The sequence below is a fragment of the uncultured Serinicoccus sp. genome, from assembly GCF_947500995.1.
Classification (GTDB): Bacteria; Actinomycetota; Actinomycetes; order Actinomycetales; family Dermatophilaceae; genus Ornithinicoccus.
Map to the genome: position 1 here is coordinate 57,737 of NZ_CANMUA010000012.1, position 11,603 is coordinate 69,339.

9 protein-coding genes are annotated in these 11,603 nt (G+C 67.4%); 3 read left to right on the forward strand and 6 right to left on the reverse strand.

Annotated elements, in window-relative coordinates:
* Positions 1 to 223: 223 nt before the first annotated feature.
* The 3 genes from Q0967_RS16595 to Q0967_RS16605 form a co-directional block, all read right to left on the reverse strand.
* Entirely contained in the window at positions 224 to 3,259 is a 3,036-nt protein-coding gene (locus Q0967_RS16595; RefSeq protein ID WP_299451175.1) for a tetratricopeptide repeat protein, read from the reverse strand.
* A gap of 702 nt (positions 3,260 to 3,961) precedes the next feature.
* Positions 3,962 to 5,284, reverse strand: a complete 1,323-nt coding sequence (locus Q0967_RS16600; protein ID WP_299451177.1) for a hypothetical protein — start codon at positions 5,282 to 5,284, stop codon at positions 3,962 to 3,964.
* 79 nt (positions 5,285 to 5,363) lie between these two features.
* The gene (locus Q0967_RS16605) at positions 5,364 to 5,735 is read right to left on the reverse strand and encodes a hypothetical protein (RefSeq protein ID WP_299451179.1); all 372 of its coding nucleotides are present in this window, start codon (positions 5,733 to 5,735) and stop codon (positions 5,364 to 5,366) included.
* Positions 5,736 to 5,977: 242 nt separating this feature from the next.
* On the opposite strand from Q0967_RS16605, the gene Q0967_RS16610 reads away from it, so the two are divergent.
* Positions 5,978 to 6,847, forward strand: a complete 870-nt coding sequence (locus tag Q0967_RS16610; RefSeq protein ID WP_299451181.1) for a hypothetical protein — start codon at positions 5,978 to 5,980, stop codon at positions 6,845 to 6,847.
* Between the two features lie 12 nt (positions 6,848 to 6,859).
* Here the strand turns inward: Q0967_RS16610 and Q0967_RS16615 are convergent, their stop codons facing one another.
* From Q0967_RS16615 to Q0967_RS16625, 3 genes are all read right to left on the reverse strand, one after another.
* Complete coding sequence (locus Q0967_RS16615) at positions 6,860 to 7,282, reverse strand: hypothetical protein (protein WP_299451182.1); 423 nt, start codon at positions 7,280 to 7,282, stop codon at positions 6,860 to 6,862.
* Positions 7,283 to 7,347: 65 nt separating this feature from the next.
* Positions 7,348 to 7,824 carry a hypothetical protein gene (locus tag Q0967_RS16620; RefSeq protein WP_299451184.1) on the reverse strand — a complete coding sequence of 159 codons (477 nt, stop codon included), beginning with the start codon at positions 7,822 to 7,824 and terminating at the stop codon, positions 7,348 to 7,350.
* Between the two features lie 1,540 nt (positions 7,825 to 9,364).
* The gene (locus Q0967_RS16625; protein WP_299451187.1) at positions 9,365 to 10,267 is read right to left on the reverse strand and encodes a hypothetical protein; all 903 of its coding nucleotides are present in this window, start codon (positions 10,265 to 10,267) and stop codon (positions 9,365 to 9,367) included.
* Between the two features lie 106 nt (positions 10,268 to 10,373).
* Between Q0967_RS16625 and Q0967_RS16630 the strand changes: the two genes are divergently transcribed.
* The gene (locus Q0967_RS16630) at positions 10,374 to 11,183 is read left to right on the forward strand and encodes a hypothetical protein (RefSeq protein ID WP_299451189.1); all 810 of its coding nucleotides are present in this window, start codon (positions 10,374 to 10,376) and stop codon (positions 11,181 to 11,183) included.
* A gap of 52 nt (positions 11,184 to 11,235) precedes the next feature.
* A complete protein-coding gene (locus tag Q0967_RS16635; protein ID WP_299451192.1) occupies positions 11,236 to 11,541 on the forward strand; it encodes a transposase in 306 nt (101 codons plus the stop codon).
* The last annotated feature ends 62 nt before the right edge of the window (positions 11,542 to 11,603 follow it).

Consider the following 11,603-nt stretch of genomic DNA (forward strand, 5'->3'; position numbering starts at 1 on the left):
GCCTCTCGCCACACCGACTGCTCACGACGCCGGCGAGCCGACCCGGGTCACCACCAGCAGCAGCGTCCCCGCCGCGGCTAGTCCCCCGAGCACCGCCCCCCACGTCGACGAGCAAGAGCCAGCTACTCACTATCGGTTACGCCTCTCCCCTCGGACTGATGACCCCTGCATCTATTGACTATCGTGGGTGATGGTCAGGGTCGCTGGGGCTCCAGCCGCTGAGTCAGCCGTCCATTTGGTCGCCGCGTAACCGGTCTAGCGCCTCGCGCACCGCCTTGGTTAAGGGGTGCTCCGTGCCCATGACTCGGGTTGCATCCTTCAGCAGCTGCTCGAACTGGGTGATCGCGTCTTTCACCCGCCCGTCCCCAGTGAGCCAGGACGCGAGGTTGTACCGGGTGGTCAAGGTGTCCGGGGCATCCGGCCCGAGCACCCGCGTACGGTCCTGCAGCAGCTGCTCGAACTGGGTGATCGCGTCTTTCACCTGCCCGTTCTCACCGAGCCAAGACGCGAGGTTGCCCCGGGCGGTCAAGGTGTCCGGGGCATCCGGCCCGAGCACGCGGAGGAAGTCCTCCAGCAGCTGCTCGAACTGGGTGATCGCGTCTTTCACCTGCCCGTTCTCACCGAGCCAGGACGCGAGGTTGCCCCGGGTGGTCAAGGTGTCCGGGGCATCCGGCCCGAGCACCTGCATACGGTCCTGCAGCAGCTGCTCGAACTGGGTGATCGCGTCTTTCACCTGCCCGTCCTCACCGAGCCAGGACGCGAGGTTGCTCCGGGCGGTCAAGGTGTCCGGGGCATTAGGACCGAGCACCCGCATACGGTCCTCCAGCAGCTGCTCGAACTGGGTGATCGCGTCTTTCACCCGCCCGTCTTCACCGAGCACGGTCGCGAGATTGTTCCGGGTGGTCAAGGTGGCCGGGGCATCCGGCCCGAGCACCCGGCTGCGGTCCTGCAGCAGCTGCTCGAGCTGGGTGATCGCGTCTTTCACCTGCCCGTCCCGACCGAGCATGAACGCGAGGTTGTTCCGGGTGATCAAGGTGTCCGGGGCATCCGGCCCAAGCACCCGGATGAAGTCCTCCAGCAGCTGCTCGAACTGGGTGATCGCGTCTTTCACCCGCCCGTCCCGACCGAGCACGGCCGCGAGGTTGTTCCGGGTGGTCAAGGTGGCCGGGGCATCCGGCCCGAGCACCCGCATACGGTCCTGCAGCAGCTGCTCGAACTGGGTGATCGCGTCCTTCACCTGCCCGTCCCGACCGAGCCAGGACGCGAGGTTGTTCCGGGTGGTCAAGGTGTCCGGGGCATCCGGCCCAAGCACCCGGATGAAGTCCTCCAGCAGCTGCTCAAACTGGCTGATCGCGTCCTTCACCCGCCCGTCCTCACCGAGCCAGGACGCGAGGTTGCTCCGGGTGGTCAAGGTGTCCGGCGCATCCGGCCCGAGCATGCGCATGTGGTCCGTCAGGAGTTGCTCGAACTCGGTGATCGCGTCTTTCACCCGCCCGTCCTCACCAAGCCAGGTGCCGACAGCGTGTCGGGTCTCGAGGGGAGCATCGCAAAGACGTGGGAAGAACTCTAGGGCAAGCGTGATGGCTTCCCGGTAGCGGTACTGTGCAGCTAGCTGCACGCCAAGTGTCAAGGCCGCGACCTGAACGGCATCGGAGATGGTTCCGTCTGGTGGGGTCAGATCGAGGAGCCACTGCGCCAAAGCCAAGTTGTGCACCGATGGTGGCATTGCCGAGTTGTCGTCGGCTCGCTCGGTGATGGCCTCGGTGAGGACGTGTCGGGTGGCGTCGCGAAGTCGAACGATCTCGTCCTGTCCGAGCCCGAGCTCGTCGTCGGTGATGGACTCGTGGACTGGGGCGAGCAGCATGTGCTCCCGGACCCAATGGACGTCGTTCTCGTTCAAGCACCAGGACAAGGGCGTCACGGCGTGCTGCAACGAGTTGACGAGCTCGTGTTCCCCGACGCCGGCCAGCTCGGCTGCCGCCGCCACCGTCGACGGGTCGTAGGTGGGAATCGCACCGTCGGCGTCGCTGTGCAGCGTTGCCTCGACCCGGCTGGCGATCGCCCTAATGAGGGCGCTCCTGACGGGGGCTGGGAGCTCGTTCCACCGCATGCGCATGACGTCTTGTACTGAGGCCGGTAGCTGGTCGAGCTCGCCAGGGCCGAGTTCGATTCGTCCCTTGGCCCTGCCGATACGTCGCTTTACTTGTTTCGAGGTGAGCCACAGCTTGATGAAGTGCGGGTTTGGCATCCGCGCTGCCAGTAACGCCGCCGTTTCACGGTTGGTCCGCGGCGCCTGCTCCAGGACCAACTGGACCAGGTCAGACTCGTCCAACGGTGCCACGGGCACCACCTCTAGATGACTGGCGGCGGTCGCGTTGGCGACCCACCGGCTGTACTCGCAGTTGTGGGCGCCTTCGGGCCAGGCCGTGCCAATCACCAGGACCGGCTGCTTGGACGTTGGCCGCCCCAGCGCATCGAGCAACTCAGCGAGGTCGGGGCCCATTCGGTGAAGATCCTCGATGACGACGACCTGAGGCAGACCAGGGTGCGACAGCTCCCGGATGGTGGCAGCCAGCTCCTGCGCCGCAGACGTACGAGCCTGACCGACTTTCAAGCCCATGTCCGTGGTCTGCGCCAGTTCGGCCCGCTTCTCCAGGTGCTGACGTGCCTGTCCTATTCCGCGGGCGGAGTACTTCACCACCAGGTTGGCTCCGGGGACAAGGCCGGCGACGTCAGCCAGGAGGTCGATGCCCTCCCCGGCCACGTCGGTGCTCAAGGCGCGGATAACCTGCTTCGCCCGGTCACCCAAACGTTCGAACGCGCCCGTCGCCTCGAGCTTGGCCTGGGCAATGCCCGGGACGTGCGCTTTCAGCTGTGGGTACGATGCCGCTACGACGTCCATGTTCGCGCCGGTCTGCAACCGCTCACACCCGAAGCTCCACCACCCAAACGCCGGCAGCGCACCACCGGCGCGCACGAACTCCTCCGGTTCCGGGCCAAGAACCTTGCGGCCCGGCATCGGATCCGCACCGCCGGCACCGGCCACCCTTGTCAGCGCTGGCAGTTCGGGCCAATACCCAGGGTCCGGCTGCCTATCCCGAAGCGTGCCGTACACCTCTTGGACGATCCTCGACTTCCCCACCCCCGACTCCCCGGTCAGCACCACCACCCGAGGCCGGGCGGTACCACCACGCGATACCTCATCAGCCAGGGAGACAAGGTCTCTCACGACCTGCCGGTGCGCACCGAAGAACATCATCAGAGCATGTCAGAGGAGGCCCCTCGCCGCTGACCGGATGATTAGCGAAGATCCGTCATCGGCGCGTCGCACGAGCGTTCATAGCAGCCAGCCACCACACAGGAGCAAGGGTCTGCTGTGGCCGGGCCACGGTGCGTGCTCGGGTCGACGCGTGGGGGCTGTCCTAGCCTCCTGGAGGCTCCTCGTGCTCGGGACCAGCCCGCTGGCCTGGAACGCTGCTGCAGAGGCACGTCCGACGTCGCTCGAGTGCTGCCGCGCTGTCCCGTGAAAGGCGGGGCAGTGGGATGGGGCGGTTCAGCATGAATCTCTCGGGGCCATGACGAGCGAACTGTCAGCAGCAGAACTGGTTGGGGTCCTTTTCCTGAGCAAGGTGTCTCATGACGGCGCGTTGTGCGGCTCGGGCGCCAACAGTCATACGTCAAGGGGTGCGGGTGACCTGTTCAACGGCGCCCTCGTCCAGGTCCGTGAACACGATCGACCAGTGTTTAACGCGTTTCACGCTCTGGGAGTCGGGGTCTCGCAGGTAGCGCACAGTACGGAACCGGTGCTGATCAATTCACAGGCGCTTGACGTCCCGGCGGTCTCGGCGGTGTCCAGGTCCACGGTGGTGAGCATCCGCATCACCGTGTGTCTAGTTTTCAAGCGCCGCCGACACCGTGGGACAGGACGGGTCTCCCATGCCAGGTCCGGCAGGTACCCGCATCACGGAGCGGTGCGGGAGACAGGACCAGCGGGCGGGGTGCAGTTGGTTGTTCCCTGTCCGTACCGCGCCTGCTCACGCACGAGGCGGAGCCGTCCGGGATCCGGACGTGGGCCGATCCGCTCGATCACTGAACTAGCACAGTAGTTCGGTCTGCCGGCGATGGTGCTCACGGCTTGGTCGAGTTGCCGGGCGGCCCGAAGCGGGCCTTCGGCCTCCAAGGCGGTCGACTGCATCAGTACCCTGGGCAGCGGCACCGGTCGCCTCAACTGCACGCTGCGCGGCGACACTGGCGTGGAGCGGGGGTCCGGCACGCGTCCTTGTTCGATCATCGTGGCGATCATTCTTGAGGCGCCTCGCGCGTCGACCACAAGGCCCGGGTTGCGGGTCGCGGTGACGAATGCGTCGGCGATGCCTACTGCACTGAGGTGGTACTGGCGCAGCGCGGCTAGGGCTGCTCCCATGTCGGTTCGTGCGGTGATGACTTCGGGTGTGGCCGGTCCGAGGCGGTCTTTGGTCAGTTCTCCGAAGGAGGTCCGCAGATCGACGCTGGCGTGCTGCAGCGCCCCCGCTCGCCCTTGCACGGGGTGTGTCAGGACGTCCCAGGTGCTGGCAAGAGAGAGCCAAGAGTTTCCGGCGTGCTCCAGTGCCGGGTCCAGCTGGGTGCGGTGCTCCCGGGCGTCGATGTGGCCTGCGTCCGCGGCAATGCGCCAGAGGGCGCGGGCATAGGTGGTCGTGACGTGCATGGTGGCTGCCACGTCCCGTAGGTCGCGTGCCGTTGGTTCACTGGTAAGTACGCGGTGGGCATGGATGTCGAACGCGCTGACGTTGCTGCCGAGGCGGTCCGGGTCCGACCAGTCGCGGTGCGTCTCGGTGAGCGCCTCCGGGTAGGAGCTCTCGTGGTAGCCGAGCGCAAGGCTGGTCGGGATCTCCATTCGCCGTCGGAAGTCCTCGTCCACGGGTGAATGTCGCCTCAACCCGACCGTGGTGGCGTGCCCGGTCAGGTAGACGACGTGTGTCACCTGCACCCTGGTGGCGAACGCATCCCGAAGGTGGTCGGGGGTCGGGAGCTTCCGCACGTTGGAGTTCTCGATGGCCTCGGCCGCCCGCACCATCAGGGACCCGATGGCCTCGAGGTCACGATCGGGCTCGAGTCGTTGGCCGGTACGCCTGGCGTGCAGGGCACGCGCGTCACGGCCTAGTGCCTGAACATGCGCCTGTATCTGGTCGAGCACCCCGACCTGGGGCTCGGCTGACCCAGCCTGGGGAATGGCGCGCCAGAGCCGGCAAGAGTTCCCGACGAGGGTGTTCCAGGACCGGACCATCGGTAACCCGTCACGATCAGGAGCGTCGTAGAGAAGGGACCGGGCTCGGAGCTCGGCTTCCTGCAGGAGTTCACCGACACTAGGCACGGCAGCGGTCCCGGATGGTGTCGTTCAGGGCCGCCACCAGCGCCGTCGTCCCAGGCGAGAACTCATGGATCGGCCGCTGCCGGGTGGCAAGCTCTGCCTGCCGTATCAGCTCCCGAGGGTCCTCACCGGTAGGGTCACCGTGCTGGTCTGCTCCCAGGTCGATGCCGTCAGGCAGCAGAGACAGGGCCAGCCCGTTCAGCCAGCCGGCCTCGAGTGAAAGCTCGGCCATGACCAACCCGGCCGGGTCCGTCCCTGGTGCCACCTGCGCGAGGGCCTCTCGCTCAGCCTTGCGAAGCAGGTTGGTGGCCCGGATGAGGGCCTCCAGGGCGGCCGGTGTCGTCAGGTCTGGTCCGCGGGTCTTCATCGCTCGTCCTTCGGGGTGATAGGTGGTGCTTCAAGGTGTTGCGCCCCATCACCGCAGTTCGGCGCCCCGGGTGGGAGCTGTTCTGCCAATCTGTGGATAGCTCCTCGGGTATGTCAGGGCCGTGCGCAACAGTGGTCTCACCATCCGCAAGCCGGGCAGCGGCCGCCTCTGGCATCACCGATGCCGGATTCGCGTCATCGCAACTAGTGCTCGACTGGCACGGTGAAAGCAGGTGCGTGACGATGAGCATCATCCGAGCCCGGGTCCTCCGTCGTGGCGCCCTGGCCTTGCCGCTCACTGTCAGTGCCGTGCTCTTGCTGGTCCTCGTGTCTCTCCCTGCGCCTTGGGGCACCGCGGTGCTGACCGGGGTTTTCCTGGTCGCGTTCTGGGGCCTGACCGGAGTGGGGGAAGTGGCCGTGGTGCGCGCCCTGACGTTCGCCAGCCGAACCAAGCTGCACCAGCGGTACACCCTGGCCGGGGTCGCTCGCGTGCTTCAGGACTGCGGAGTGGATCCGGTACAGCTGTTGGTGGCCCGATGGGGAGGGGTGTGCGCCCGCGCGTACGGCCGGCGGACCGTGGTCGTCGGCCGGTCTTTGGTCGAGGAGGTGGCTCGCGGACGGCTCCCCTGCGCCGACGCCGCTGCGCTCATCGCGCACGAGGTGGGGGTCCAGCGCGTTGGGCTAACACGCACCGACGCCGCCCTCGGGGTGATCCTGCTGCCGTGGGAGTTGGTGGCCGGCGCCATGATCGGTCTCTGGCGGGCCCTGGGGGCCACCCTTGCGCCGTGGGTCCGCTGGGCCAGCCTCGCGATCGCCTTCGGGATCCAGATCTGGCTCGCGGCCACAGCCGATGCGCGACACCTCGCTCCTGCGCTGTTGCTCGGAGCCATCTTCGCCACGTGCGGGCTCAGCCAGGCCTGGTCCCGGGCCCGCGCCGACCTTGGTGACACCTACCTCACCCAGCACGGGCTGGGAGCCATCTACGCCACCATCCTGTGGCGCAGCTTCCCGGACGACCGCTCCCGCGACCGAGCAGTCCGGTTGCTGCACCCGCCGGCACCCCAGCCTTCTGGTTCCAGCCCCGTACAGGCCACCATGCGATCCGGGCTCTGAAACCTCCTCGGATCAGGGAACGGCCCACAGATGCTGACACCCAGGCCCCGCGCCTGGTGTTGCGTGCTCGAGCAGCCCTTGCAGGTCTGCGGCAGCGGCCGCAGCCGCCTTCAGGAACCGGCGAGTCATCACGGCCGACAGCTGCGCGGTGGCGTGCAGGTCGTCTTGCCGGCACAGCGCGGTCGCGACGGGAGAGACGGTGTGACCCGCCGCGTCAAGCAAGGACGCCACAGCTGCTGCCGCCAACCGTGTCTCGTTCCACGCAGGCGTCGTCGGCACGTCCTCCAGCACACCGCGGGCCAGGTACGCCGCGTCGGCAAGGGTGCGCCGCAGGTCTACCGCTTGATCTATCACCACCAACGTCGGACTCTGCGTGGCGGCCACCTCAGCCCACCCGTCCACATCACTCAACCGCGCCGCCACCAACTGGATCACCTCCCGCACCCTGCCGAGGGCCGTCATTGGCTTTGGCGGGATGCGACCGGGCACAGCCGAAGTGCTCACCGGGCCACTCCGGTCGTCCGGGCAAGCGCGGGCTCAGCGATCCTCCTTGCAGCCTCCATCCTTGCCCGAGCCGCGGATGCGACACCGTCGGCATGCCGGCCGATCCGCTGAGTGCCCTCGGCCACCACATCCAGCCGGTCACCAGCCTCGTGGGTGAAAACCGTCGCCCCCCTCAGAGACTGGCGCCAGGCCTCGGCCGTCGTCTCGACCTCGACCGGCCCCCGCGCCGGATTCCCCTCCCGTGCCGTCAGTGCAGCACGACCCAGTGAGCTCACCGCCTGCTCCAGTGACATCTCGACGTCATTCAAGGCGCTCGTCAGATCACGTGTCCGCCCCCACAGCGTCGTCTGATCCACCCGCTCTTGGGTGGACGCCGGCGACCATCCCTCGACCAGCACTCCCGCTGCCTGTAGGGCCGCCCGGACGCGCACCACGGCGCGACCAGCCTCTCGACCAGTCTCAGCCGCGTCCACACAGGACCGTGCCAAATCCTGCACCCGTTGCCCGAGCTGGACTCGGCCGGGTCTCCCAGCCTCAGTTGACCCTGGCTGTCGTTGCGCCCATTCGACCTCGGCCAGGATCCGCACCGCACGGGAGACGCCATCCTGCAGCTGACCCAAGCCGTCACGGGCCGACAACAAGGCCGCTCGCGCCTCGATGACGACGTCGACGACCTCTCGCGCGTCCCGATCCCACCGCGCGAGCTCACTCACCACCAGCACCGGCGCCCTCGCCTATAAGCACCTCAACCCGGTACATGGCCTGGCCGGCGTGCGCTGACCACGTCAACGCCTCGGCCAGATCGTCCCGCACGGACGTAGGTGTCTTCTCGTGCTCGTCAGAATCGGTCATTCCAGGCACCTCAGCTTGATCTCAGCGGCTCCGCACGAATGTGAAGCCCTCCTACGACCTACAAGCCGTTCAGCACCCCGACACAGCCTCACCGATCGCACGCGCCGCCTTGCGGTGACCGACAAAAGCCCGAGCTGAGTGTCGGCGCTATCCGTCCAGGCGTTCTCGATACGGGTGTAGAAGCCAAGGGTAGCCAGAGACCGGTGGCGGGTCTGGTGGGCGATGGCGCGGTCGGTGATGCCACGCATGTGGGCGTAGGTGACGAACCCGGCCCGCAACGAGTAAGGGATGTACCCGGCCGGGTCGAGGTCGGCTCGAGCGACGGCGTCGGCGATGAGGGTGTTCGCGGCCCCTGCGGTCAGCGGCCGGTCCAGGGCACGGTTCTTCTTGGATACCGGCCGCAGCAGCGACCCGGTGGCGTCCGGGTCCTATAGGCCGGCCAGCGCCCGCCAGGTGGCAATCGCGGTTACCGGACCGCAGGCCGGGTGGCCGCTGCGGGGGATGACGACGACCTCGGCGTTCTCGCCTTACCGGTTGGTCCTAGACCGGGGCCGCGTGAGTACGAGCCCGTTGGGGTGCTCCGCGAGGTGCTCCAAGTAGATCCCGACGAGTTAGGACCGGCGCAGCGCGGCGACGAGCCCGACCAGCAGCAGGATGCGGTCTCGGGCGCCGCCCAGGTGCGGCTCCTGGGGGCGCTTCGGGTCGGTCCAGGTGCGGACTGTTGCGCAGGCATCCAGGACGGTGAACAGATCCGGGGCACCAGCGGACGGAACTGCACCCTTCGTGCGCCGTGAACCCGGCGGATACCCTCCGAAGCCGCAACCACTAGGGCGTGCCTAGTCGGGTCCGGCAGCTCCTCGAACTAGTGCGCGTACCTGATCGCTGAGAGGCAGCTGGACAAGGTGCCTACCGTCGCGCCGCGCTCGGCCAGAGACGCCAGGTATCAGGAAGTGGCGACCCGCCAATCCGCAACTTGCCTGGTCAGGATGTTCCGTGTCCGGCCGGCCGCGACGTACCCGCGCTCGGCCTCGTCGAACTCCTTGGCCACGGGCACACGGCTCAGCAACGCGACCGGGTCCACTGCCACCGGCGCCCTGGACGGTCCGCCCTCCCGAGCCTGCTTCCCGTGCGCCGCTCTGGGGTAAGAATGCCGCCTCTTCATTACCGTTGGCCCTTTCCAAACAAGCGTCGTAGGAGCAGGCCGACCACGATGACCCTGGCGATCCAGGTGCGCCCTCCAAGAGCGTGAACTCCCCCGCCGGCAGCTGGTTCGGCGTCGGCGGTCAGGGAGGTGAGAACCAGTGGTGGGGCACTCCGAGGGAGTACCCCACCGTCGCGCAGCGATAGACCCAGCAGTAAGGAGAAACACGAGGCGAGAGCTATGATCGCGCCGCCGGGCAACCAGGACGGCAGGTCTTGCAACGTGGGACCCGACAGTTCTTGCCGGGCCTGCCACCATGACAGCCCGGTGAGCACGCCCAGCGACAACCCGCCGATGGCAGTGATCAATGCCAGCGGGAAGTTTCTCCATGAGGGCCACCCTTGGACGATGAGATCCTGACGCTGGAGGTGGTTCCCTGCGGCGACAACTTCGGCAACTCGGTGGCGAGCCATCCGAAAGCCCACCACCTGCCCCACCCCGAACAAGGGGGCGGCCACGAGAACCAAGGGCGCAACTATTCGATCCTCGGGTGGCACCGGTAAGGCGGCCACGAAGTGGTCGGCCAGTGGCGCGGACGGGTGCTCGGCCACCGAGGTGCTGAGGAACCACCCCGTCGCGATCCAGAGGAAGGTGGCCATCGCCAGTAGGAGGCTTCCGATAGTGAGGCCGCGAGTCGGGACGAGATTTATGCTGGTCAACTGCGCGAGTGAGTGGCGATGCAGGTCGCGAACGACCTGACGTTGCGCGCCCGTGATCGCGCGGTTGTCCATCTCCAGGACTTGCCTCCACTGGGCCTCCGCCGACCTGAGCCGGGATCGTCTGGTTAGGGCCACGACGAAGGTGCCGACGGTGGCGACCGCCGCTAGTAGCGTCGCGGTCGGGACCAGTGCGCCCAGCAGCACAATTTTTCACCTCCAGGCCCGTTAGACACCATTATATTCCTTGTGGTGGGTGATAGCCGCTCGCACTCACGGCGGCAACGGCAGTCCAGACACTAGGGTGCGGCACATGGGATCGTGGGTAGATGGCGGCGCCACCGAACGAGTGCTGAGCGACTTCGGAGTCGCTTGGGATGAGGTCAGCACGGGAACCCCGGCGAGTCGGGTGCTCATGTTGCGCGGAGGGACCGGGTCGGGACGGACGGGGCTGCTCCAGGCCTGCTATGAGGTGGCCGTCGCCAGGCGTAACGCCGGGCAGTACTGGCCTGCCGACATCGACGCGGGAGCGGATCCCGTCGCGGGCAGAGACACGGTCTTTCCCGACCCGGGCCAGTGCGCGCCAGGTAACCGGTTGCCGTGGATGTGGTGGGGGCTGACCGGGCAACTTGGCACCGTCGAAGCCGGTAAGGGTCAGCTGGATGCCCACGCCAGCGAACTACGGCAGGCACTGAAGGACCTGGACGAGATCACGCGGAAGCGGTTGAAGCTGCTGGGAAGGACGAGTGTCTTGCTAGCTGGCCTGGTGCCTGGGGTGGGGACCGCCGTCCAGGTGGTGGAGGTCGGCGCCGGCGCAGTGGACTTGGCCACGAACGCTGACCTGTTCCGGGGCCCCGGAACCGTCCTTACCGAGGCTCTCGCCAACCAGCCCGCCGCACGGACGACTGCACGACCTGACACGGTCACGCCGGCGCAGGAGGAGGGCAGGTTCCTGGCGGTGCTAAGCTCGCTGTTACCGCTGGTGGTGGCGGTGGACCAGGCCGAGGACCTTGACCGGGAAACGCTGGAACTGCTGAACGCCCTCGTACGCAGCCGCGGCTCGCGAGTCCTGGTGGTTCTTGCAGTGAACACCGACTTCCACCCCACCCACCCCGAACAGTGAATCGCCCCGGGTCTGATGGAGGCTCTCAACCCTGGGAAGGATGATGAGCACCATGCCAGCACCGAGGAAGTACAGCGTCGAGCTCCAGCAGCGGGCGACGAGGATGGCGATAGACGCCCGGAAGGACCCTGAGACTGCCCGAGGGGCGATCAAGCGGGTCGCCGATCAGCTGGGGGTGCACCCCGAGGCGTTGCGGAACTGGGTCCGGCAGGCCGAGATCGACGGTGGTGTCCGGGCCGGCACCAGCACCGATGACGCGCAGCGGCTGGCCGAGCTCGAGCGTGAGGTGCGCGAGCTGCGCCGAGCCAACGAGATCCTGAAGACGTCCGCGGCTTTTTTCGCGTCAATGGCACGCTGATGGGGTCCGGTCGGGTTCGCTCCTTTTTTCGCTGCTGCGGCGGATCCCCGTCGTTGGCTGCT